Genomic DNA, 23,309 nt, shown 5'->3' with positions numbered 1-23,309 from the left:
TTGAGGGTTCGCACCCCGGCAACCGTACAACTGGGCGTGTTACTTCGAGATCTTCCGCTCGACCGCGGCCTTCACCAGGCCCGCGAAGAGCGGGTGCGGACGGGTCGGCCGCGAGCGCAGCTCCGGGTGCGCCTGGGTCGCGACCAGGTACGGGTGGACGTCGCGCGGGTACTCGACGTACTCCACGAGCTTGCCGTCCGGGGAGGTGCCGGAGAAGACGATGCCCGCCTTCTTCTCCAGCTCCGCGCGGTAGGCGTTGTTCACCTCGTAGCGGTGCCGGTGGCGCTCCTCGACGTACTCCTTGCCGTCGTACACCTCGCGCACGATCGATCCCTCGGCCAGCTTGGCCGGATACATGCCGAGCCGCATGGTGCCGCCCATGTCGCCCTCGCCGGCGACGATGTCCAGCTGCTCGGCCATGGTGGAGATGACCGGGTGGGAGGTGGCCGGGTCGAACTCGGTGGAGTTGGCGTCGGAGATGTCCGCCAGGCCGCGCGCGGCCTCGATCACGATGCACTGCAGACCCAGGCAGAGGCCCAGCAGCGGGATCCGGTTCTCGCGCGCGTACTTGATCGCGCCGACCTTGCCGAGCACCCCGCGGTCGCCGAAGCCGCCGGGGATGCAGATGCCGTCGACATCGGCGAGCTGCGCCTGGGCGCCGGCCGGGGTCTTGCAGTCGTCCGAGGTGACCCACTTGATCTTCACCCGGGCCCGGTTGGCGAATCCGCCGGCGCGCAGCGCCTCGGTGACCGAGAGATAGGCGTCGGGCAGGTCGATGTACTTGCCGACCAGGGCGAGGGTGATCTCGTGGTCGGGGTTGTGGACCCGGTCGAGCAGGTCGTCCCAGGTCGTCCAGTCCACGTCGCGGAAGGGCAGGTCCAGCTTGCGGACCACGTAGGCGTCCAGGCCCTCGCCGTGCACGGTCTTGGGAATGTCGTAGATGGAGCGGGCGTCGGGGCAGGCGACCACGGCGGCCTCGTCGACGTCGCACATCAGCGAGATCTTCCGCTTGATGGCGGTGGGCACCTCGCGGTCGCAGCGGAGCACGATCGCGTCCGGCTGGATACCGATGTTGCGCAGCGCCGCAACCGAGTGCTGGGTCGGCTTCGTCTTCAGCTCACCCGAGGGGCCGATGTAGGGCAGGAGAGAGATATGGACCACGAACACGTTGTCCCGGCCGACCTCGTGCCGCACCTGCCGGACGGTCTCCAGGAACGGCAGCGACTCGATGTCGCCGACCGTGCCGCCGACCTCGGTGATCACCACGTCGACCTCGTCGGTCGCCATCCGGCGGATCCGGTGCTTGATCTCGTTGGTGATGTGCGGGATGACCTGCACGGTGTCGCCCAGGTACTCGCCGCGCCGCTCCTTGGCGATGACCGTGGAGTAGATCTGGCCAGTGGTGACGTTGGCCGAGCCGTCCAGGTCGCGGTCGAGGAAGCGCTCGTAGTGCCCGATGTCCAGGTCGGTCTCCGCGCCGTCGTTGGTGACGAACACCTCACCGTGCTGGAAGGGGTTCATCGTGCCCGGGTCGACGTTGAGATACGGGTCCAGCTTCTGCATCACCACGCGCAGGCCGCGGGCCTTGAGCAGCATGCCGAGGCTGGAGGCGGTCAGACCCTTGCCGAGCGAGGAGGCGACACCCCCGGTGACGAAGATGTGCTTGGTCGTCGAAGCTGTGCTGTTTCGAAAAGCAGCGGGCGGCATGGCCAAAGGGGGGCTCCCGTGGTCGCGGTCTGTGGGTGCGGTTCCGGGGTTTCTCGCCCACCGGTCCACGGGCTACCAGCGTATCAGCGCCGCGCGGCGATGGCTCACGGCCACGCTCCGTGCACGCGCCGGCACGAAGGATGCACGGCACACCGGACCTTCACCCCTTGGCCACTCGTTCGGCGGAGTCGCGTTGTCGCGAGCGGCACACAGATCATCTACGTGCGTCGTATCCTGCTCGGACACTCGCTGCCGAGCCCGGCCGGCCGAACGGCACCACCCCCGCCCGTAAGTTCCGGAACAACGTGAGCTCGTCAGTTCGTTGAGCAACAATTGGCGCTTTGCATTCACGGCTGAGCGACTGCTTTGCTTCACAGCTCAACGACGTATTGCAATAACCCTTGACCGCACCAGCGACAACCCCCTTGAGGGGTGACGTGGCCGTTCGACTGGAGATGCACGTGGCCGGGCGCATCGAAGACTACGCACTCATCGGAGACATGCAGACCGCTGCGCTGGTCTGCCGGGACGGCACCGTGGACTGGTTGTGCCTGCCCCGCTTCGACTCGCACGCCATCTTCGCCGGCCTGTTGGGCACTGAGGAACACGGCTTCTGGCGGCTGGGCCCGGCGCACGCCGCCGACGCCGAACCGCCGGCCGCCACCCGGCGCGCCTACCGCGGCGACTCGCTGATCCTGGAGTCGGAGTGGGACACCCCCCGCGGCACGGTCCGGGTGACGGATTTCATGCCCCCGCGCGACGGCGCCCCGCAGCTGATCCGCATCGTGGAGGGACTCTCCGGCCGCGTGCCCATGCGCTCGGCGCTGCGGATGCGGTTCTCCTACGGCCGGATCGTGCCGTGGGTGCACCGGCACGAGGGGCGCACGGTCGCCGTCGCCGGCCCGGACTCCGTGTGGTTCGACACCACCGCCCAGACCTACGGCGAGGCGCTGACGACGTACTCCGACTTCACCGTCGCGCAGGGCGAGCGGATCGCGTTCACCGTGTCCTGGGAGCCGTCCCACAAGCGGCCCCCGGGACTGCCGGAGCCGGAGCAGTCGCTGGAGGCCACGGAGGAGTTCTGGCGCGAGTGGGTGGAGCACTGTACGTACCACGGCCCCTACCGCGAGGCCGTGATCCGCTCCCTGATCACGCTGAAGGCCCTCACCTACGCGCCGACCGGCGGCATCGTCGCCGCGCCCACCACCTCCCTGCCCGAGGACATCGGCGGGGTCCGCAACTGGGACTACCGCTACACCTGGCTGCGGGACGCCGCGATCACCCTGTCCTCGCTGCTGCGCACCGGCTACCGCGAGGAGGCCCGCGCCTGGCGCGAGTGGCTGCTGCGCGCGGTGGCGGGCGACCCGGAGAACCTGCAGATCATGTACGGCATCGCCGGTGAGCGCGAGCTCGGCGAGGCGGAGCTGGACTGGCTGCCCGGCTATGAGAACTCCGCCCCGGTCCGGGTGGGCAACGGCGCGGCGCACCAGTTGCAGCTCGACGTCTACGGCGAGGTCACCGAGGCCCTGCACCTGGCCCACATGACGGGTCTGGCCCGCAACGACTACGCCTCGCTGCTCCAGCTGAAGCTGATCCGCTACCTGGAGAAGCACTGGCAGGAGCCGGACGAGGGCATCTGGGAGGTGCGCGGCCCGCGGCGCCACTTCGTGCACTCCAAGGTGATGGCCTGGGTCGCCGTCGACCGCACCATCAAGCTCATCGAGTCCGGCGACGCCGACGGCCCGCTGGACGAGTGGAAGCAGCTGCGTGACGACATCCACCGGGACGTGTGCGAGAAGGGCTACGACAAGGAGCGCAACACCTTCACCCAGTCCTACGGCTCCAAAGAGCTGGACGCCTCGCTGCTGCTGATCCCGCAGATGGGCTTCCTGCCGCCGGACGACAAGCGGGTGATCGGCACCATCGAGGCGATCCAGCGCGAGCTGTCGACCTCCGACGGCTTCATCCTGCGCTACCCGACCGAGGGGGAGCACCAGGGCGTCGACGGCCTGCCGGGCGACGAGGGCGCGTTCCTCGCCTGCTCGTTCTGGATGGCCGACGACCTGGCGATGATCGGCCGCGTCGACGAGGCGCGCAAGCTCTTCGAGAAGCTCCTGGCCCTGCGCAACGACCTCGGTCTGCTCGCCGAGGAGTGGGATCCGCGCCTGAAGCGCCAGGTCGGCAACTTCCCCCAGGCCTTCAGCCACGTGCCGCTCATCGACACGGCCCTGCGCCTGACGGCCTCGGGGGCGTACGGGGGCTGAGCCGCCCCGGCGGGCCGGGTCAGGCGGGCGCGAGGGCCGTGAGGGTCCGCTCGCCCGCCGGGTCACCGGCCGTCGCCGGCACCAGCGCGATCTCGTCGAGCCCGGCTGCGGCGTAGGCGTCGATCCGGGCCCGTACGGCCTCGGCGGAGCCGACCAGGCCGACCGTGGCCGCCGCCTCGGCGGGCAGGACGCGCAGCAGGTCCCCGGGGCCGGCGCCGGTGCGGGCCAGGTCGACCGCCCGCGTGAAACCCGCCGCGGCGAACATCTCCCGGTAGCCGGGCACGGTGAGGTAGCCGACGAGGCTGCGCAGGACCTGGGTGAGCGAGGCCGGGTCCGGGTCCACGGCGGCCGGCAGCCAGGCGGCCAGCCGCGGCGGGGTGCGGCCGGCCCGCTCGGCCGCGGCGAGCAGCTTCGCGCGCAGCGCCCGGACCTGTTCCGGGGAGACCACGTCGAGGAGCATCCGGTCGGCGTGCGCGGCGGCCGTGGCGATCGCCCGGTCGCCGAACGCCGCCACCGTGAGCGGCCCTCCGGGCGGCGCGTGCCGGCGCCGGAAGCCGCTGCCGGGCACGACCGGCTCGCCGGGCCGTCCGTGCAGCAGCACCCGCAGCGCGGCGGCCGTCTCCTCCAGCACGGCCGCGGGGCGGACCCGGGGCCGGTCGTGCACGCCCTCGACGACCCGCTTGCTGGACGTGCCCAGCGCCACGCCCACCGGGCGGCCGGTGACCGCGGCCGTGGAGGCCGCTCCCCGGGCGAGGCCGTACGCGTCCCGCACCGACACGGCCAGCGGACCGGCCGTGAGGGCGACTCTCCCGGTGGCCCGTCCGACGGCCGTCGCCAGCACGAAGGCGTCCCATGTCGGCCCCTCGCCGAGCCACACCTCCGGGTACCCGAGCCGGTCGGCGACCGCCGCCACCCGCAACGGCTCCTCCAGCGGGCTGTCGTCCTCACGCGCTGCCGCCACCACGCTGATCCTCATGGCGGCGCCCCTACCCGGCCGTCCCGGCGCCAACCCCCGGACCTCGGATGTACCGGGGGCATCCGCGCAGGTAGCGTCCCGGTATGGACAGCGGATACGGGAGCCGGGGTGCCTCGATCACCGTCCGGCGGGCGCTGGAGCTGCCGGGGCTGCGCAGCGGGCTGCCGGAGGTCGTGGCGGGCGCCGACCGGCTGGGGCGCACCGTGCGCTGGGTGCACGCGGGCGAGGTGCCGAACATCGCCTCGCTGCTCAAGGGCGGCGAACTGCTGCTGACCACCGGGTACGGGCTGGGCACCCGCCCGGCGGAGCAGCGGGTGTTCGTGCGGACGCTGGCCGAGCGGGGCATCGCGGCGCTCGTGGTGGAGCTGGGCCCGCGCTTCACGCGGCTGCCTGCCGCGCTCGTCGACGCGGCCCGGACGGCGGGTCTGCCGCTGGTCCAGCTGCACCGCGAGGTGCCGTTCGTGACGGTCACCGAGGAGATCCACACCGAGATCGTCAACGGCCATTACGCGCTGCTTCAGCGCGCGGAGGAGGTGCACCGCCGCTGCACCGAGGCGCTGCTGGGCGGTGGCGGGGTCCCCCAGGTCCTGGAGATCCTCGCCGGGTTCACCGGCAACCCGGTGTTCCTGGAGACGACCGAAGGACAGCTGCTGTACGCGGCCGGCGAGGGGCCCGAGGGCGCCGACCCGCTCCAGGTGTGGGAAGGGCTGCGCGACCGGCACCGGGACGACCCGCCGGCCGGTTCGGCCCTGGTGGACGTGCCCGGCGGCGGCCCCGGCAGCGGCGGCGTACGGGCGCGTCTGGTGCTGCTGCCGGTGCGCAGCGCGCCGGAGCCGGTGCACCGGATGGCGGCCGAGCGGGCCGCGGGGATCCTCGCGGTGGTGCTGATGCAGGCGCGTCAGGAGGAGGAGCTGGCGGCGCGCGGCCGCGGGGACTTCCTCACCGACCTCGCCGAGGGCCGGGTCGGCGCGGACGACGCGCCCGCGCAGGCTCGGGTGCTGGGGTTCAGGCCGGGGGCCGGGCCGCTGCTTCCGGTGGTGATGCGGCTCGGCGACGCGCTGTCCCCGCAGGGGGGCGGCTGGGCGGTGCTGGCCCGCGCGGTGGGCGAGGAGCTGGCCTCGCTCGGGGTGCCCGTGCTGCTCGGTGTGCGGCCGGTCGAGGGGCGGGTGGTGCTGCTGCTGGGGCTGCGCGCGGAGGCGGACCGGCCGGCGGTCGCTGACCGGGTGGCGGCCGCGCTGCGGGCCGGGGTGGAGCGCGCGGGCATGCTGCGGCCGGGCGGCGGGCCGCCCGTGGTGGTGGCCGGGCCCTGCGGCGGCTGGGCGGCGGCGTCCGCGGGGCTGCGGCACGCGGCGGAGACGGCCACCGCGGCGCAGGGGCTGCCCGACCGTCCCTGGTACGACGCCCGCCGGCTGGACATCGACCTGCTGCTGTGGCGGCTGCGCGGCCACCCGGACCTGGCGGCGTTCGTGGACCGTGCGATCGGGCCGGTGCTCGAGCACGACCGGCGTTCCCGGCCGCCGCTGCTGCCCACTCTGGAGACCTATCTGGCGCACGCGGGACGCAAGGCGGAGACGGCCCGCGAGCTGCATCTGAACCGGCAGACGCTCTACAACCGGCTCGCCCGCATCGGGGAGTTGCTGGGCACCGACCTCGACGACCCGCAGACCGTCCTGGCGTTGAGCCTGGCCCTGCGGGCCCGGCGGCACGTGCCCTGAGCGCGCGAACCGGGGTCAGATCAGCGGCAGGGGCCGCGTCAACTCGTCGTACACGCTGAGCACCTGGGCGACCGTCTCGTCCTCGGTCGGCCAGGTGGCCGCCTGGCGCACGCCCCGCTCCCTGAGCAGCTCCCGCCGTGCGGGGTCGGCCAGCAGCCGGACGACGGCGTCGGCGAGCGCCCGCGCGTTGCCGTACGGGACGAGCTCGGCGGCGTCGCCGACGAGTTCGGGGATGCCGCCCACGCGGGTCGCGACGAGCGGCACGCGCGCGTGGAGCGCCTCCTGGGCGAGGGCGGAGCGCGCCTCCCACCGGCTCGGCAGCAGGGCGATGTCGGCGGCGGCGAGCAGTTGGGCGACGTCCTCGCGCCGGTCCACGATCCTGACGGGCAGCTCCTCGTCCTCGATCCTGCGCTGGAGTTCGCCGCGCAGCGGCCCCTCCCCCGCGACCACCACCAGCGGCACGGGGTCCAGACGCCGCCACCCGTGGGCGGCGTCCAGCAGCACGTCGTGGCCCCGGTGCTGTTCGAGGGGGCCGACGGCGATGAGCAACGGGCGTCCGACGGCGCCGAGTTCGGCCCGCACCTTGGACCGCAGCCGGTCGGGGTCGTCCGGCTCCGGGGGCGTACGCGGCCCGGGGGCGGAGACGGCGGCCAGCCGCGCGTCCCGCGCGCCCGTGGTGCGCGCCCGGTCCACGAGGACGGAGGTCGTCCCGAGCACCACGGTGGCCGCCTTGACGACCCGGCGCTCCAGCACGCGCAGGAAGTGGGCGCGCGGACCGTCGGCGTGCGCCCGGTCGTGCCAGGTGACGACGAGCGGTGTGCGCCGTCCGCTGAGAGCCAGGACGGTACGGAACGAGGCGTGCAGCCCGTGCGCGTGCACCAGGTCGGCGCCCGTGCAGGCGGCCCGCAGGGCGGCCACGGACGCCGGGTCGCTGCTGCGCGGCACGGGCACGAGCTCGGCGCCCGCGCCGGTGAAGTCGTAGGTGTGATCCGCCTCCACGGGGGCGCACACCGTGACCCGCACGCCCCGGGCCACGAGCCCCGCGGCCAGCGAGCGCACATGGGCGCTGCCGGCGGCGTTGCCACCGCCCAGCACCTGTACGGTGCGCATCGGCGAGTGGCTGCTCACGGGGGTCACGTGGCCGGGGCTCCTGGTTCGGGTCGGACGGTCACGAAGAACGTACAGAAGGACCGTGCGGAGGGGTGTACCGCGCGGTTCCCTACGCGTACTGCGTCAAGCATGCCAGGACGCACACCCGTTCCGGGAACCACCGGAGCAGTATCACCGGTCCACCCCCACCACCGGTTCACCCGGACGAGTGACGCGGGTGCCGCCCGCGCCTCCCGGACGCCGAGCGGGGCCGGGAGGCGCCGCACAACGGGGCCGGGAGGCGTCACACAAGCGGCGGTTACACGTCCGCCCGTGCCGTGGCCAGCAGTTCCTCCGCGTGCGCCCGGGCCGTCTCCGAGTCCTCCTGTCCGGCGAGCATCCGGGACAGCTCCCGCACGCGGTCCTCGCCCTCGAGGACCTTCACACCGGACCGGGTGACCGATCCGTCGTCGGTCTTCTCCACCAGCAGCTGCCGGTCGGCGAACGCGGCCACCTGCGGCAGATGCGTGACGACCACGACCTGCGCCGTCTTGGCCAGCCGCGCCAGCCGCCGTCCGATCTCCACCGCCGCCTTGCCGCCCACACCGGCGTCGACCTCGTCGAAGAGGTAGGTGGGCACCGGGTCCGTGCCGGCGAACACGACCTCCACGGCCAGCATCACCCGCGACAGCTCACCGCCGGAGGCGCCCTTGGCGATGGGCCTGGGCGGCGCTCCCGGGTGCGGGGCGAGCAGCAGCTCGACCTCGTCCACGCCCGACGGCCCGTAGGCGACCGTCCTGCCGCCGACCTCGACGCCCTCCGGGTCCTCGGTCTGCCGGATGTCGAACGACACGCGCGCGTGCGGCATCGCCAGCGAGCCCAGCTCCGCGGTCACGGCCGCCGCGAACCGCTCCGCCGCCTCCGTCCGCGCGTCGGTCAGCTCCTGGGCCAGGGCGCCCAGTTCGGCACGGAGCGCGTCCCGCTCGGCGGTGAGCTCACCGATCCGCTCGTCGTCGCCGTCCAGTTCGGTCAGCCGCGCGGCGCTGCGCTCGGCCCACGCCAGCACGGCGGAGACGTCCTCTCCGTACTTGCGGACCAGCCCGGTGAGCGCGGCCCGCCGCTCCTCGACCGCCGCCAGCCGCAGCGGATCGGAGTCGAGGTCGTCGGCGTACCCCGCCAGCTCCCCGGCGACGTCCCGCAGCAGGATGCCGATCTCGCCGATCCGGTCGGTCAGCGCGGCCAGCGCGGGATCGTGGGCCCGCACGGCCTCCAGGGCCCGCTGGGCGCCCGCGACGAGCGTCCCGGCGTCCACGCCCTCCGGGTCCTCCGGATTCCCGGCCAGCGCGGCGTGCGCGACCGCGGCGGCGGACGCCAGCGCCTCGGCGTGCCCGAGCCGCTCGGCCTCCTCCGCGAGCTCCACGTCCTCACCCGCGCGGGGTTCCACGGCGGCGATCTCCTCGAGCCCGAAGCGCAGCAGATCGGCCTCCTGCGCCCGCTCACGCGCGCGTGTGGTGATCTCCTCAAGCTCCGCGCTGACGGCGCGCAGCCGCTTGTACGCCTCGCCGTACTTGCCGAGCGGGCCGGCGACCGCGTACCCGGCGTACCGGTCGAGCGCCTGCCGCTGCCGGGACAGCTTCAGCAGCCCCTGCTGGTCGGTCTGCCCGTGCACCGCCACGAGCTCGTCGGCGAGCTCCGCGAGCAGCCCCACCGGCACGCTCCGCCCGCCCAGGTGCGCCCGTGAGCGCCCCTCGGCGGAGACGGTGCGGCTCACCAGCAGCGTCCCGTCGTCGAGCTCGGCCCCGGCCTCCTCGGCGCGCACGACCGCCGCGGACGCCTCGGGCACGGCGATCCGCCCCTCGACGACCGCGTTGCGCGCGCCGATCCGCACCAGGGCCGCGTCCGCGCGTCCGCCCAGCAGCAGGCCCAGGCTGGTGACCACCATGGTCTTGCCCGCGCCGGTCTCACCGGTGACGGCGGTGAACCCGGGCGACAGCTCGACAACAGCGTCGTCGATGACACCGAGCGACCGTATCCGCATCTCCTCCAACACGAACTAGACCTTACGAGGTCGAGGCCCGGGAGTGCGACCGGCCCACGCCTGTCACCCACGGAGGAGCGGTTTCGCGGGGGCGCGGGGCCGTGTCGCTGTGCGGCTCCGCCGCGTGGGCGCGGTCTAGTGCCCCGACAGGCAACGTTCGCCCCGTCGCGACGCCCGGCACGCACTCTCGCCGCACCGGCCGAAAGCCCAAGTACGTCCAGTACGAGGACTTCCGGCCGGCACGCCGAGAGCACGCACCGGACGCCGCTCCTTGACGGGCAAACGTTGCCTGCCGCGGCACTAGTGCGGCGCCCCCCGCCACCCGGACACGGGCAGCGCGAACTTCGCGACCAGCCGGTCGGTGAACGAGGCATGGTGCAACCGCGCCAGCCGCACCGGCACCGCCCCCCGGCGCACCTCGACCCGCGCGCCCGCCGGCAGCTCGACCGTGCGCCGCCCGTCGCACCACAGCACCCCCGGAGGGATGTGCGGCAGCACCTCCACCGCCAGTACCGAGTCGGGCGAGGTCACCAGCGGCTTGGCGAACAGGGCGTGCGCGCTGATCGGCACCATCAGCAGCGCCTCGACCTCGGGCCACACCACGGGCCCGCCGGCGGAGAAGGCGTACGCCGTGGACCCGGTCGGGGTGGCGCAGACGATGCCGTCACAGCCGAACCCGGTGACCGGCCGGCCGTCGATCTCCAGCACGACCTCCAGCATCCGCTCGGCGGACACCTTCTGCACGGCCGCCTCGTTCAGCGCCCAGTCGGTGTGCACGATGTCGCCGTTGCGGTGCACCACGACGTCGACGGTCATCCGTTCCTCGACCTCGTACGCCCGGCTCACCACCCGGTCGACAACCTTGTCGAGGTCGTCGCGTTCGGCCTCCGCGAGGAAGCCGACCCGGCCGAGGTTGACGCCGAGCATCGGCACCCCGGAGGCGCGGGCGAACTCGGCGCCGCGCAGCAGCGTGCCGTCGCCGCCCAGCACGATCAGCAGCTCACAGCCGTCCAGGCACTGCGGTGTGGCCTCCTTGACGGTCTCCACGTCGTCCGGCAGCGGCAGGTCCTGGGCCTCGTCCTCCAGGACCCGCACGCCGAGGCCGCTGCGCAGCAGTCCTCTCACCACGAGCTCGGCGCTGCGGATGGCCGCGGGCCGCCCGGTGTGGGCCAGCAGGAAAACAGTACGAGCTCGGTTCTGTGTCAACGCGGCCCCTCCGCCACAGCACGGTCAACATCGGCCGGGTCCAGTTCCTCAGCACCGGCCCGCAGCCACAGGAAGTATTCGACGTTCCCCGAGGGCCCGGGCAGCGGACTCGCCGTCACGCCCTTCGCCCCGAGCCCCAGCTCCCAGGCCTTCGCGGCCACCCCACGCACGGCCTCGGCACGCAGCTGGGGGCTGCGGACGACACCGCCGCTGCCCAGCCGCTCCTTGCCCACCTCGAACTGCGGTTTCACCATCATCACCAGGTCGGCGTCCGGTTTCGCGCACCCTTTCAGGGCGGGCAGCACCAGTCCGAGCGGGATGAAGGACAGATCCCCCACGACAAGATCCACAGGCTCCCCATCGATGACCTCGAGCGTCAACTCCCGTACGTTCGTACGGTCTTTGACGGTGACGCGTTCATCGTTGCGCAGACTCCAGGCGAGTTGTCCGTATCCGACGTCCACGGCGACCACGTGCGCGGCCCCGGCCCGCAGCAGCACGTCGGTGAAGCCGCCGGTGGAGGCGCCGGCGTCGAGCGCCCGCCGCCCCTTGACCTCGAGGCCGCGCGGGACGAAGGCCTCGAAGGCGCCGGCCAGCTTGTGCCCGCCGCGCGAGACGTAGTCCGGGTCACCGGCGTCCTCGGCGACGACGATCGCGGCGGCCGTCTCCACCTGGGTGGCGGACTTGGTCGCGACCGTCCTGCCGACGGTGACCCGGCCGGCGGCGATCAGCTGTCCGGCGTGCTCGCGCGAGCGCGCGAGTTTACGGCGGACCAGCTCGGCGTCGAGACGGCGGCGTGCGACTCCTGCCACGTTCGGTTCAGCTCCTGTGTCCGTGTGCCGACGGGGGCCCTGGAGGTCCCGGAGGTCCCGGGCGGGCGTCGAGCGCGGTGAGCGCGTCGCGCAGCCCCCGGTGTACATCCTCGTACACCTCGAGATGGCCGTCCGTGGTGAGGTGGTCGGCATCGGCCAGCCGCTCCATATGGGCGTCCACCTCGGGGTGCCCGGTGGGGGTGCGCGGGACGCCCAGGGGCGCGGGGGCGGCGGGGCCGTCGTCGGGCGGCGGCCCGTCCTCGGGCGCCGCGGCGTGGTCCGGTTCCTCGGGGCCCGGCTCCGTGGCCGCGGCCTGCGGCACTGCGTCGTTCATGCCTCGACGCTACCGCGAACGGCTGCGGTACCGTCGTGCGCGATGGCCACGATCGAGGAGTGCCGAGCCGCACTCGACAAGCTTTCGGACAGCATGGGCGGCGCCGAGGGGGACGTCCGCGCGGCCGCAGCCATGGACCGCTCCGTCAGCTGTCACCTCACCGACCTGGAGACGACCTTCGTCGGCCGGCTCACGGGCGGCCGCATCGAGGTCCGCGACACGCTGTCCGGCCCGCCGCGCGAGAAGGCGCAGATACGGCTCGCCATGACGGGTGACGACCTGGTGGCCCTGGTCGACGGCCGGCTGAACTTCGCCAAGGCCTGGGGATCGGGCCGGGTGCGTCTCGAGGCGGGGCTGCGCGACCTGTTCCGCCTCCGCAAGCTGCTGTGACGCTCAGGAGGCCCTCGCGGTGCCGGTCTTATGCCCCTTGTCTCCGGTCCGTGCCGTGCGGGCGGCCGGCACCACGAGCGGGGTGCCCGTCTCGGGGTCGTCGATGACCTGGCAGCGCAGCCCGAAGACCTCCTCCACCAGGGCGGCGGTGACGATGTCCTTCGGCGCGCCCTGGGCGATGACCCGTCCCTCGCGCAGGGCGATGAGATGGGTGGCGTACCGCGCGGCGTGATTGAGGTCGTGCAGGACGGCGACGAGGGTGCGCCCGTGTTCCTCGTGCAGGTCCGCGCAAAGGTCCAGGACGTCGATCTGGTGCTGGATGTCCAGGTAGGTGGTCGGCTCGTCGAGGAGCAGCAGCGGGGTCTGCTGGGCCAGCGCCATGGCGATCCACACGCGCTGGCGCTGACCGCCGGAGAGCTCGTCGACGTAACGTTCCGCCAGCTCGCCGACGCCGGTGCGGGCCATCGACTCCCGTACGACGCGCTCGTCCTCGGCGGACCACTGGCGCAGCAGGCCCTGGTGCGGGTAGCGGCCGCGGGCGACCAGGTCGCCGACCGTGATGCCGTCGGGCGCGATGGACGACTGGGGCAGCAATCCCAGGGTGCGGGCGACCTTCTTGGCGGGCATCGACTGGATGACCTGGCCGTCCAGCAGGACCCGTCCCTCGTCCGGCTTGAGCATCCGGGACAGGGCCCGCAGCAGGGTCGACTTGCCGCAGGCGTTGGGACCGACGATCACGGTGAAGGAGTTGTCCGGTATCTCCACCGACAGCTGTTCGGCGATGACCCGCTGGTCGTAGGCCAGGGTGACGTTCTCGGCGGACAGTCGGTTCACGGTGCTCCTTCGGTGGTTCGGCCCGCTGCGGTCGGCGCGTCCGGCGCGTCCGGCGCTCATATCCGGCCCGCCCTGCGCTCGGTGACCAGCAGCCACAGCAGATAGACCCCGCCCAGCACGCCGGTGACCACTCCGACGGGCAGCTGGTCGGCACCGAACGCCCGCTGCGAGATCCAGTCGGCAGCGACCAGGAGGGCGGCGCCCATGCACACCGAGGCGACCAGGTTCGGCCCCGGCGCTCGGGTCAGCCGCCGGGCCAGCTGCGGCGCGGTGAGCGCGACGAAGCTGACCGGCCCGGCCGCGGCGGTCGCGGACGCGGTGAGCAGGACGGCCGACAGCATCAGCACCAGCCGTACGCGCTCGACGCGCACGCCGAGGGCGTAGGCGACGTCGTCACCCATCTCCATCATCCGGAGCGCCCCGGAGTGGGCGAGGACCAGCGGGACGAGCACGGCGCACAGGGCGAGCAGCGGCCAGACCTGGTCCCAGTCGCGGCCGCTGAGCGACCCGGTCATCCAGACCACCGCGCGGGCGGCGTCGACGATGTCGGACTTGGTGAGCAGATAGCCGTTGACGGCCGTGACGATCGCGGAGACTCCGATGCCGACCAGGACCAGACGGTAGCCGTGGACGCCCCGCTTCCAGGCGAGGACGTAGATGGCGAACCCGGTCAGCAGCCCGCCGGCGAGCGCGCCGAGCGCGACCTGGTCGGCGGTGCCGGAGAACAGCACGATCACCGTGAGCGCCCCGGCGGTCGCCCCCTGGCCGAGGCCGAGGACGTCGGGGCTGCCCAGCGGGTTGCGGGAGACGGACTGGAACAGCGCGCCGCCGAGCCCGAGGGAGGCGCCGACCAGCAGCCCGACCAGGACCCGGGGCAGCCGCAGCTCGTTGACGATCAGCTCCTGCCCGGCGTCGCCCTCCCCCGCCAGCGTCCTGAGCACGTCGGCGGCGGACATCGGGAAGTCGCCGGTGCCGATCAGCACGACACTCGCGGCGAGCGCCGCGGCCAGCAGCCCGACGACGACGGTCAGGGCGCGCACGTCCAGCCGGAACGACAGGCCGCCGGGGAGCCGCACCGCGCGGTTGCTCTTCACAGCTGGGCCGTCCTCCGCCGTCGTACGAGAAAGATGAAGACCGGGCCGCCGAGGATCGCGGTGACGATGCCGACCTGGACCTCCGCGGGCCGGGCCACGACCCGGCCGAGCACATCGGCGCCCAGCAGCAGCACGGGCGACAGCACCGCCGCGTACGGCAGGATCCAGCGCAGGTCGGGCCCGGTGAAGGAGCGCACGACATGCGGCACCATCAGGCCGACGAACATGATCGGCCCGCAGGCGGCGGTCGCCGCCCCGCACAGCACGGTCGCGGCCAGCATGGACAGCCCCCGGGTGCGGTTCAGGTTCGCGCCGAGGGCCTTGGCGGTGTCGTCGCCCATCGCCACGGCGTTCAGCGGCCGGGCGAGCGCCAGCGCCAGCAGGGAACTGGCCAGCAGGAACGGCACCACCTGCTTGACGGCCGCGTCACTGCCGGAGGCCAGCGAACCCACCGTCCAGAACCGCATCCGGCCGAGCGCCGCGTCGTCCAGGATCATGATGGCCTGGAGATAGCCGAAGAGCGCCGCGCTGATGGCCATACCGGCGAGCACGAGCCGTACCGGGGTCGCGCCCCTGCTGCCGCCGAGGAACCACACCAGCGCGCCGACCGCCGCGGCGCCGAGAAACGCGAACCACACATACCCCGACAGCGAGGTGACCCCGAAGAAGGTGATGGCGGTGACCACGGCCGCCGACGCGCCCGCGTTGATGCCGAGCAGGCCGGGGTCGGCCAGCGGGTTGCGGGTCAGCGCCTGGAGGACCGCTCCCGCCAGCCCGAGCGCGGCGCCGGCGAGCAGCCCCAGGACGGTACGTGACAGCCGGTCGGCCACGACGACGTCACCGTAGGTGCCCGACGCGCCGAACAGGCCGTGCCAGACCTCGCCCAGGGACAGCTCCTTCGCCCCGACGGCGATACTGGCCAGCGCGACGAGCACCAGGACCCCGGCGGAGACCAGCAGCCCGAGGACGCGCACCGCCCGGCGGTTCGGGGGCGCGGACGCACGCCGCGCGCGCTCTTCGGGGGGACTCTCGACCAACACGCAGTTAGGTTAGCCTACCCTCCCATTTGGTCGACTCCGCAGGTCCGCCCCCGCCGACGCAGGGGTTCACAACCCGAGCCGGGCCAGCGCCTTCCCGCCGTCCAGCGCGCACACCCCGTCGCCGGCCGCCGTCCACGCCGCCGCGCACAGCGCCCGCAGCCCGTCCGTCGCGGCACCTTCCCCGTCGAGCTCCAGCTGTGCGGCCCCGGCCGTCGCCGTCCAGCCGCCGCACCGGAACCCGTCGCCGGCCGCGACGACCTCCGGCTGACCGGTGAGCAGCCCGCGCAGATCGGTGTCGACGTAGGTCGGCCGGTGCTGCGGCGGCGCGGCGAGCAACAGCGCGCCGTCCGTCACCCCGGTCAGCACCAGCAGCGAGTCGACCTCGCCGTAGAACGCGCCCTCGATGTCCGTGTCCAGCCGGTCGCCCACCACCAGCGGCCGCTCGGCGCCCGTCCGCAGAATCGTCTCCCGGTGCATCGGCGGCAGCGGCTTGCCCGCCACCTGCGGCTCGCCGCCCGTCGCGATCCGCACCACCTCCACCGCCGCCCCGTTGCCCGGCGCGATGCCCCGGTCGCTGGGAATCGTCAGGTCGGTGTTGGACGCGAACCACGGCACCCCGCGGGCCACGGCGTACGACGCCTCCGCGAACCGCCCCCACGGCAGTTCGGGCCCCCCGTAGCCCTGCACGACCGCCGCCGGATCGTCGTCGGCCGAGTCCACCGGCACCAGGCCGCGCTCCCGCAACGCCACCCGCAGCCCCTCGCCCCCGATCACCAGCACCCTGGAACCCGGCGGCACCTGCTCACTGATCAGCCGCGCCACCGCCTGGGCGGACGTGATGACGTCCTCGGCCCGCGCCGGTATCCCCAGCTCGGTCAGGTGCGCGGCCACGGTGTCCGGGGTGCGCAGCGCGTTGTTGGTCACATAGGCGAGGTGCATGCCGCCCTCGCGGGCCGCGGCGAGCGATTCGACCGCGTGGACGATGGCGCTCCCGCCCGCGTACACCACACCGTCGAGGTCGAGCAGCGCCGTGTCGTACGCCTCGTTCAGGGCCCGCCCACTGCCCTCGGGCCTCGTCCTGACGCTCCGGCTCATTCCGCATCGCTCCTCGTTCGACGGCTTTCCCCCGATCATCCCCCATGCCGCCGGCACCCGTACGATGCCGGGATGAACACTGCAGGTCACTCGGAAGCAAAGGCGCCCCGAGGCCTGGAACTCACCCCGTTCCGCGGCCTTCGATACGACCCCGACCGGGTCGGCAGCCTCGCCGCCGTGACATCCCCGCCGTACGACGTCGTCGTTCGCCCCGACGGCCTGCACCACCTCCAGTCCGCCGACCCCCACAACATCGTCCGGCTGATCCTCCCCGAGGCCGCCACGCCCGAGAAGCGCAACGCCCAGGCCGCCGCGACACTGCGCCGCTGGCGCTGCGAGGGCGTCCTGACCGCCGACCCCGAACCCGGCCTGTACGTCTACGAGCAGCGCGTCGGCGAGGGCGGCGAGGGCGGCGAGGGCGGCGAGGGCGGCGAGGGCGGCGAGGGCGGCGAGGGCATGGTGCAGCGCGGTCTCATCGGCCTCCTGCGGGTCTCCGACCCCGACGAGCAGGTGGTACTGCCGCACGAGGACGTCATGCCGCACATCGTCGCCGACCGCGCGGACCTCATGCAGGCCACCTCCGCCAACCTGGAACCCCTGCTGCTCACCTACCGGGGCGGCGACGGCGGGGCCACCGCCACGGCCGATCTGATCGAACGCACAGCCCTGCGCCCGCCCCTCCTCGCCACCACCACGGAGGACGGCGTCCACCACCGGCTGTGGTCCGTCACCGACCCCTCCGAACTGGCCACGGTGCAGAAGGAACTGACCGGGCACCAGGCGCTCATCGCCGACGGCCACCACCGGTGGGCGACCTACCGCCGCCTCCGCGCGGAGCACCCCTCCCCCGGCCCCTGGGACCACGGCCTGGTGCTCCTCGTCGACACCGCCCGCTACCCCCTGCGGGTCCGCGCCATCCACCGGCTGCTGCACCACGTGCCGGTCGCGGACGCCGTGGCAGCGCTCGACGGCCGCTTCCGCGTCCGCCGTCTCGACGTACCGCTGGCCGAGGCGATGGACCTCCTCGCCGGGGCCGCCTCGGCCGGCAACGCCTTCCTCCTCGCCGGAGACGGCGCCTTCCACCTCGTCGACCGGCCGGACCCCGCACTGCTGGCGCGCACGGTCCCTGCCGACCGCCCGGAGGCCTGGCGCACCCTGGACGCTACGGTGCTGCACGCCACGCTCCTCGACCACGTCTGGCAGGTCCCGGACACCCCCGCACACATCGCGTACATCCATGACACGGCCGCCACGGTCGCGAAGGCGGAACGCGACGGAGGCACGGGCGTGTTGCTGCACCCGGTGCACGAGGACGTCGTCCGCGACCTCGCACGGCAGGGTGTCACGATGCCGCGCAAGTCGACGTCCTTCGGCCCGAAGCCGGCGTCCGGTCTGGTGCTGCGCGCGCTCGACCTGTGACGAAGGGGCGGGCCTCCGCAGAGACCCGCCCCGTCCGTTCCGGTGCTGCGCCGGGACGTCAGTCAGTCCTTGTCGTCCTCGTTCACCGCGTCGTCGGCCCGGTCCTCGGCGAGGGCGTCCATGAACTCCACGCCGTCCAGCTCGGCGAGCCGGTCGGACGCGTCGGTGCTGCCGTCCCGGTCGGCCTCGACGGCCTTGGCGAACCACTCGCGCGCCTCACCGCTCCGGCCGGCCGCCAACAGCGCGTCCGCGTACGCGTAGCGCAGCCGCGCGGTCCACGGCTGGACGGAGTGGGAGGCCAGTTCCGAGCTCTGCAGCGTCACGATCGCCGCGTCCAGCTGTCCCAGGTCACGCCGGGCTCCGGCCGCGACGAGCCGCATCTCGACCTGGCCGGCCTTGTCCAGCTTCTGCACCTCGGGCGCCCCGGCCATGTCCAGCGCCTTCTCCGGCCGCCCGAGCCCGCGCTCGCAGTCGGCCATGAGCGGCCACAGCTCCGCGCTCCCGGTCATCCGCCGCGCGGCCCGGAACTCGGCGAGCGCCTCGGAGTACTTCTGGTTGGCGTACGCGGCGAACCCGGCGGCCTCCCGCACGGCGGCGACACGCGACGCCAGCCGCAGGGCCACCCTGGAGTAGCCGTAGGCGGTCTCGGGGTCCTCGTCGATCAGCCGGGCGACCATCACCAGGTTCTTGGCCACGTCGTCCGCGAGCGTTTTGGGCAGGCTCTGCAGCTCCTGCCGTACGTCCTTGTCGATCTCCTCGCCCGTGACGTCCTCAGGGAGGGGCAGCCGCTTGATGGGCTCCCGGTCACGGTCACGGTCACGGTCGTCACGGAAGCGCCCGCCGCCGCGCCGGTCGTCCCGGCCGCGGAAGCCACCGGGGCGTCCACCGCGGTCGTCCCGGCGGGGGCCGCGTCCTCGGTCGTCGCGGCCGCGGTAGCCGCCGCGGTCACCACGGCTGTCGTCACGGTCACGGCGGTAGCCGCCACGGTCCCGGTCGCCGTCGCGTCGGTCGTCCCTGCGATCGTCACGGCGGTCGTCCCTGCGATCGTCGCGCCGGTCGTCACGGCGGTCGTCACGGCGGAAGCCGCCCCGATCCCGGTCGCCGCCACGGCTGTCGTCCCGTCGGCCGTAGCCACGGTCGTCGTCCCTGCGGAAGCCTCCGCGCTCGCCACGGTCGCCCCTGCCGCCACGGTCGTCGCGGCCACGGTAGCCGCCACGGTCACCACGGCTGTCGTCACGGTCACGGCGGTAGCCACCGCGGTCCCGGTCGCCGCCACGGCTGTCGTCCCGTCGGCCGTAGCCACGGTCCCGGTCGCCGTCGCGCCGGTCGTCCCTGCGGCCGTCGCGCCGGTCGTCGCGCCGGTCGTCCCTGCGATCGTCGCGCCGGTCGTCACGACGGTCATCCCTGCGATCGTCCCGGCCGCGGTAACCACCGCGTTCGCCACCGCGGTTGTCGTCACGGCCGCGGAAGCCACCGCGCTCCGGCCGGCCACCGGCACGGTCGTCGCGGCGGAATCCACGGTCGCGGTCATCACCTCGGCGCGGGCCCCCACGCTGGCCGCCACGGTCGGCGCGGTTCGGCCGCTCACCACTGTCCCGTCGCCGCTGGTCGCGTCGCTCCGGTCGGTCGTCGGGAGAGTTGGTGGACATCGGTGACTCCTGTCTTCGGTACCGCAAGCATAAAGAAAAAGGACCCCTGGCCCCAGCTGAACGCTGGTGACCAGGGGTCCTTCCAAAGATTGTTCGGCGGCGTCCTACTCTCCCACAGGGTCCCCCCTGCAGTACCATCGGCGCTGTAAGGCTTAGCTTCCGGGTTCGGAATGTAACCGGGCGTTTCCCCTACGCTATGACCACCGAAACCCTAATGGTTTCGAGCGAACAAGCACACTCTTCTTTTGTATGTGTTCTAGCTCAAAGCCGACAACGGTCGTTGTCTCAGAACTAACACAGTGGACGCGAGCAACTGAGGACAAGCCCTCGGCCTATTAGTACCGGTCAACTCCACACGTTACCGTGCTTCCATATCCGGCCTATCAACCCAGTCGTCTACTGGGAGCCTTACCCCATCAAGTGGGTGGGAGTCCTCATCTCGAAGCAGGCTTCCCGCTTAGATGCTTTCAGCGGTTATCCCTCCCGAACGTAGCCAACCAGCCATGCCCTTGGCAGAACAACTGGCACACCAGAGGTTCGTCCGTCCCGGTCCTCTCGTACTAGGGACAGCCCTTCTCAAGACTCCTACGCGCACAGCGGATAGGGACCGAACTGTCTCACGACGTTCTAAACCCAGCTCGCGTACCGCTTTAATGGGCGAACAGCCCAACCCTTGGGACCGACTCCAGCCCCAGGATGCGACGAGCCGACATCGAGGTGCCAAACCATCCCGTCGATATGGACTCTTGGGGAAGATCAGCCTGTTATCCCCGGGGTACCTTTTATCCGTTGAGCGACGGCGCTTCCACAAGCCACCGCCGGATCACTAGTCCCGACTTTCGTCCCTGCTCGACCCGTCGGTCTCACAGTCAAGCTCCCTTGTGCACTTACACTCAACACCTGATTGCCAACCAGGCTGAGGGAACCTTTGGGCGCCTCCGTTACTCTTTAGGAGGCAACCGCCCCAGTTAAACTACCCATCAGACACTGTCCCTGATCCGGATCACGGACCCAGGTTAGACATCCAGCACGACCAGACTGGTATTTCAACGACGACTCCACCCGAACTGGCGTCCAGGCTTCACAGTCTCCCAGCTATCCTACACAAGCCGAACCGAACACCAATATCAAACTGTAGTAAAGGTCCCGGGGTCTTTCCGTCCTGCTGCGCGAAACGAGCATCTTTACTCGTAGTGCAATTTCACCGGGCCTATGGTTGAGACAGTCGAGAAGTCGTTACGCCATTCGTGCAGGTCGGAACTTACCCGACAAGGAATTTCGCTACCTTAGGATGGTTATAGTTACCACCGCCGTTTACTGGCGCTTAAGTTCTCAGCTTCGCCCACCCGAAAGTGAGCTAACCGGTCCCCTTAACGTTCCAGCACCGGGCAGGCGTCAGTCCGTATACATCGCCTTACGGCTTCGCACGGACCTGTGTTTTTAGTAAACAGTCGCTTCTCGCTGGTCTCTGCGGCCACCCCCAGCTCACCGAGTAAATCGGATCACCGAGCGTGGCCCCCCTTCTCCCGAAGTTACGGGGGCATTTTGCCGAGTTCCTTAACCATAGTTCACCCGAACGCCTCGGTATTCTCTACCTGACCACCTGAGTCGGTTTAGGGTACGGGCCGCCATGAAACTCGCTAGAGGCTTTTCTCGACAGCATAGGATCATCCACTTCACCACAATCGGCTCGGCATCAGGTCTCAGACTATTGCCAGGCGGATTTACCTACCTGACGTCCTACACCCTTACCCCGGGACAACCACCGCCCGGGATGGACTACCTTCCTGCGTCACCCCATCACTCACCTACTACCAGCTCGGGTCACCGGCTCCACCACTCCGACCTCGTCCGAAGACTCAGCCGACGGCTTCACGGGCTTAGCATCACTGGATTCGATGTTTGACGCTCCACAGCGGGTACCGGAATATCAACCGGTTATCCATCGACTACGCCTGTCGGCCTCGCCTTAGGTCCCGACTTACCCTGGGCAGATCAGCTTGACCCAGGAACCCTTAGTCAATCGGCGCACACGTTTCTCACGTGTGAATCGCTACTCATGCCTGCATTCTCACTCGTCAACCGTCCACAACTCGCTTACGCGGCTGCTTCACCCGGCAGACGACGCTCCCCTACCCATCCACACAGGCGTTGGCCCTATTGTGTGAATGACACGACTTCGGCGGTACGCTTGAGCCCCGCTACATTGTCGGCGCGGAATCACTAGACCAGTGAGCTATTACGCACTCTTTCAAGGATGGCTGCTTCTAAGCCAACCTCCTGGTTGTCTCTGCGACTCCACATCCTTTCCCACTTAGCGTACGCTTAGGGGCCTTAGTCGATGCTCTGGGCTGTTTCCCTCTCGACCATGGAGCTTATCCCCCACAGTCTCACTGCCGCGCTCTCACTTACCGGCATTCGGAGTTTGGCTAAGGTCAGTAACCCGGTAGGGCCCATCGCCTATCCAGTGCTCTACCTCCGGCAAGAAACACACGACGCTGCACCTAAATGCATTTCGGGGAGAACCAGCTATCACGGAGTTTGATTGGCCTTTCACCCCTAACCACAGGTCATCCCCCAGGTTTTCAACCCTGGTGGGTTCGGTCCTCCACGAAGTCTTACCTCCGCTTCAACCTGCCCATGGCTAGATCACTCCGCTTCGGGTCTTGAGCGTGCTACTCAGATCGCCCTCTTCGGACTCGCTTTCGCTACGGCTACCCCACCCGGGTTAACCTCGCAACACACCGCAAACTCGCAGGCTCATTCTTCAAAAGGCACGCAGTCACGACTGATGGGCAAGCCCATCAGCGACGCTCCCACGGCTTGTAGGCACACGGTTTCAGGTACTATTTCACTCCCCTCCCGGGGTACTTTTCACCATTCCCTCACGGTACTATCCGCTATCGGTCACCAGGGAATATTTAGGCTTAGCGGGTGGTCCCGCCAGATTCACACGGGATTTCTCGGGCCCCGTGCTACTTGGGTGTCTCTCAAACGAGCCGCTGACGTTTCGACTACGGGGGTCTTACCCTCTACGCCGGACCTTTCGCATGTCCTTCGCCTACATCAACGGTTTCTGACTCGTCTCATGGCCGGCAGACCATGAAAGAGAGATCCCACAACCCCGAATGCGCAACCCCTGCCGGGTCTCACACGCATACGGTTTGGCCTCATCCGGTTTCGCTCGCCACTACTACCGGAATCACGGTTGTTTTCTCTTCCTGCGGGTACTGAGATGTTTCACTTCCCCGCGTTCCCTCCACTTGCCCTATGTGTTCAGGCAAGGGTGACAGCCCATGACGACTGCCGGGTTTCCCCATTCGGACACCCCCGGATCAAAGCCTGGTTGACGACTCCCCGGGGCCTATCGCGGCCTCCCACGTCCTTCATCGGTTCCTGGTGCCAAGACATCCACCGTGCGCCCTTAAAAACTTGGCCACAGATGCTCGCGTCCACTGTGCAGTTCTCAAACAACGACCAACCACCCGTCACACACCACTCACGTGATGCTTCACCGGGGCCGGCACCGAGAGACGACCAATGCGGCCGTGCCCTCAGACACCCAACAGCGTGCCCGACACACTCCCCGCTTCCCTCAACGTTCCACGCTCCGAAGAGCAGTACTAGCAGGAGAAGACGATCAAGTG

At 71.1% G+C, this 23,309-nt stretch carries 17 protein-coding genes and 2 rRNA genes; 4 read left to right on the top strand and 15 right to left on the bottom strand.

The annotated features are described in order from the left end of the window. Window positions 1-39 precede the first annotated feature (39 nt). Entirely contained in the window at window positions 40-1,707 is a 1,668-nt protein-coding gene (pyrG, locus tag AC5L3C_RS30005; RefSeq protein ID WP_125510451.1) for a CTP synthase, read from the bottom strand. Between the two features lie 461 nt (window positions 1,708-2,168). Here pyrG and AC5L3C_RS30000 point away from each other — a divergent pair, with 461 nt between their 5' ends. Continuing rightward, window positions 2,169-3,971 (top strand): glycoside hydrolase family 15 protein, encoded by a 1,803-nt coding sequence (locus AC5L3C_RS30000; RefSeq protein ID WP_493654082.1) that lies wholly within the window; start codon window positions 2,169-2,171, stop codon window positions 3,969-3,971. Window positions 3,972-3,990: 19 nt separating this feature from the next. Here AC5L3C_RS30000 and AC5L3C_RS29995 read toward each other — a convergent pair whose 3' ends face one another. After that, window positions 3,991-4,947, bottom strand: coding sequence for an LLM class F420-dependent oxidoreductase (locus tag AC5L3C_RS29995; protein ID WP_125507674.1), 957 nt, complete (start codon window positions 4,945-4,947; stop codon window positions 3,991-3,993). 83 nt (window positions 4,948-5,030) lie between these two features. Here AC5L3C_RS29995 and AC5L3C_RS29990 point away from each other — a divergent pair, with 83 nt between their 5' ends. Continuing rightward, window positions 5,031-6,662 (top strand): PucR family transcriptional regulator, encoded by a 1,632-nt coding sequence (locus tag AC5L3C_RS29990; protein WP_125507672.1) that lies wholly within the window; start codon window positions 5,031-5,033, stop codon window positions 6,660-6,662. 15 nt (window positions 6,663-6,677) lie between these two features. On the opposite strand, the gene AC5L3C_RS29985 is transcribed toward AC5L3C_RS29990, so the two are convergent. The 5 genes from AC5L3C_RS29985 to AC5L3C_RS29965 all read right to left on the bottom strand — a co-directional run bounded on the left by AC5L3C_RS29985 (window position 6,678) and on the right by AC5L3C_RS29965 (window position 12,141). Next, complete coding sequence (locus AC5L3C_RS29985; RefSeq protein WP_125507670.1) at window positions 6,678-7,799, bottom strand: glycosyltransferase family 4 protein; 1,122 nt, start codon at window positions 7,797-7,799, stop codon at window positions 6,678-6,680. A gap of 271 nt (window positions 7,800-8,070) precedes the next feature. Continuing rightward, window positions 8,071-9,789 (bottom strand): DNA repair protein RecN, encoded by a 1,719-nt coding sequence (recN, locus tag AC5L3C_RS29980; RefSeq protein ID WP_493654081.1) that lies wholly within the window; start codon window positions 9,787-9,789, stop codon window positions 8,071-8,073. 300 nt (window positions 9,790-10,089) lie between these two features. Next, window positions 10,090-10,995 (bottom strand): NAD kinase, encoded by a 906-nt coding sequence (locus tag AC5L3C_RS29975; RefSeq protein ID WP_493652091.1) that lies wholly within the window; start codon window positions 10,993-10,995, stop codon window positions 10,090-10,092. Beyond that, window positions 10,992-11,807, bottom strand: coding sequence for a TlyA family RNA methyltransferase (locus AC5L3C_RS29970; RefSeq protein ID WP_493652089.1), 816 nt, complete (start codon window positions 11,805-11,807; stop codon window positions 10,992-10,994). The genes AC5L3C_RS29975 and AC5L3C_RS29970 overlap by 4 nt, the downstream gene beginning before the upstream one ends. A gap of 7 nt (window positions 11,808-11,814) precedes the next feature. Beyond that, complete coding sequence (locus AC5L3C_RS29965; protein WP_493652087.1) at window positions 11,815-12,141, bottom strand: hypothetical protein; 327 nt, start codon at window positions 12,139-12,141, stop codon at window positions 11,815-11,817. A gap of 42 nt (window positions 12,142-12,183) precedes the next feature. Between AC5L3C_RS29965 and AC5L3C_RS29960 the strand changes: the two genes are divergently transcribed. Next, window positions 12,184-12,531, top strand: a complete 348-nt coding sequence (locus AC5L3C_RS29960) for an SCP2 sterol-binding domain-containing protein (RefSeq protein WP_125507661.1) — start codon at window positions 12,184-12,186, stop codon at window positions 12,529-12,531. Between the two features lie 3 nt (window positions 12,532-12,534). Here the strand turns inward: AC5L3C_RS29960 and AC5L3C_RS29955 are convergent, their stop codons facing one another. From AC5L3C_RS29955 to AC5L3C_RS29940, 4 genes are all read right to left on the bottom strand, one after another. Further along, entirely contained in the window at window positions 12,535-13,425 is an 891-nt protein-coding gene (locus AC5L3C_RS29955; RefSeq protein WP_493652086.1) for an ABC transporter ATP-binding protein, read from the bottom strand. After that, window positions 13,422-14,459 carry a FecCD family ABC transporter permease gene (locus tag AC5L3C_RS29950; protein ID WP_493652084.1) on the bottom strand — a complete coding sequence of 346 codons (1,038 nt, stop codon included), beginning with the start codon at window positions 14,457-14,459 and terminating at the stop codon, window positions 13,422-13,424. The genes AC5L3C_RS29955 and AC5L3C_RS29950 overlap by 4 nt, the downstream gene beginning before the upstream one ends. Next, complete coding sequence (locus tag AC5L3C_RS29945; RefSeq protein ID WP_493652082.1) at window positions 14,456-15,499, bottom strand: FecCD family ABC transporter permease; 1,044 nt, start codon at window positions 15,497-15,499, stop codon at window positions 14,456-14,458. The genes AC5L3C_RS29950 and AC5L3C_RS29945 overlap by 4 nt, the downstream gene beginning before the upstream one ends. A 66-nt stretch (window positions 15,500-15,565) precedes the next feature. Further along, window positions 15,566-16,594 carry an HAD hydrolase-like protein gene (locus tag AC5L3C_RS29940; protein WP_493652080.1) on the bottom strand — a complete coding sequence of 343 codons (1,029 nt, stop codon included), beginning with the start codon at window positions 16,592-16,594 and terminating at the stop codon, window positions 15,566-15,568. 72 nt (window positions 16,595-16,666) lie between these two features. On the opposite strand from AC5L3C_RS29940, the gene AC5L3C_RS29935 reads away from it, so the two are divergent. After that, entirely contained in the window at window positions 16,667-18,013 is a 1,347-nt protein-coding gene (locus AC5L3C_RS29935; RefSeq protein WP_493652079.1) for a DUF1015 family protein, read from the top strand. Window positions 18,014-18,075: 62 nt separating this feature from the next. Here AC5L3C_RS29935 and AC5L3C_RS29930 read toward each other — a convergent pair whose 3' ends face one another. The 4 genes from AC5L3C_RS29930 to AC5L3C_RS29915 form a co-directional block, all read right to left on the bottom strand. Next, window positions 18,076-18,798, bottom strand: coding sequence for a tetratricopeptide repeat protein (locus AC5L3C_RS29930; RefSeq protein ID WP_206302354.1), 723 nt, complete (start codon window positions 18,796-18,798; stop codon window positions 18,076-18,078). Further along, window positions 18,690-19,544, bottom strand: coding sequence for a hypothetical protein (locus tag AC5L3C_RS29925; RefSeq protein ID WP_493654080.1), 855 nt, complete (start codon window positions 19,542-19,544; stop codon window positions 18,690-18,692). Before AC5L3C_RS29925 ends, AC5L3C_RS29930 begins: the two co-directional genes overlap by 109 nt. 209 nt (window positions 19,545-19,753) lie before the next feature. Continuing rightward, window positions 19,754-19,870: ribosomal RNA gene (gene rrf / locus AC5L3C_RS29920) — 5S ribosomal RNA — on the bottom strand. Between the two features lie 107 nt (window positions 19,871-19,977). Further along, window positions 19,978-23,100: ribosomal RNA gene (locus tag AC5L3C_RS29915) — 23S ribosomal RNA — on the bottom strand. Window positions 23,101-23,309: the final 209 nt, after the last annotated feature.

It is taken from the genome of Streptomyces speibonae, from assembly GCF_984686075.1.
Note: the sequence above shows the minus strand (reverse complement) of the source record. Positions and strands in the feature narration are given on the sequence as shown.

Bases quoted from the DNA above. Each gene is read 5' to 3' on its own strand.
- AC5L3C_RS29935 (WP_493652079.1), top strand. From the start codon at position 16,667: ATGAACACTGCAGGTCACTCGGAAGCAAAGGCGCCCCGAGGCCTGGAA.
- AC5L3C_RS29995 (WP_125507674.1), bottom strand. From the start codon at position 4,947: ATGAGGATCAGCGTGGTGGCGGCAGCGCGTGAGGACGACAGCCCGCTG.
- recN (WP_493654081.1), bottom strand. From the start codon at position 9,789: ATGCGGATACGGTCGCTCGGTGTCATCGACGACGCTGTTGTCGAGCTG.
- AC5L3C_RS29925 (WP_493654080.1), bottom strand. From the start codon at position 19,544: ATGACCGCGACCGTGGATTCCGCCGCGACGACCGTGCCGGTGGCCGGC.
- AC5L3C_RS29960 (WP_125507661.1), top strand. From the start codon at position 12,184: ATGGCCACGATCGAGGAGTGCCGAGCCGCACTCGACAAGCTTTCGGAC.
- AC5L3C_RS29955 (WP_493652086.1), bottom strand. From the start codon at position 13,425: ATGAGCGCCGGACGCGCCGGACGCGCCGACCGCAGCGGGCCGAACCAC.
- AC5L3C_RS29965 (WP_493652087.1), bottom strand. From the start codon at position 12,141: ATGAACGACGCAGTGCCGCAGGCCGCGGCCACGGAGCCGGGCCCCGAG.
- pyrG (WP_125510451.1), bottom strand. From the start codon at position 1,707: ATGCCGCCCGCTGCTTTTCGAAACAGCACAGCTTCGACGACCAAGCAC.
- AC5L3C_RS29990 (WP_125507672.1), top strand. From the start codon at position 5,031: ATGGACAGCGGATACGGGAGCCGGGGTGCCTCGATCACCGTCCGGCGG.
- AC5L3C_RS29940 (WP_493652080.1), bottom strand. From the start codon at position 16,594: ATGAGCCGGAGCGTCAGGACGAGGCCCGAGGGCAGTGGGCGGGCCCTG.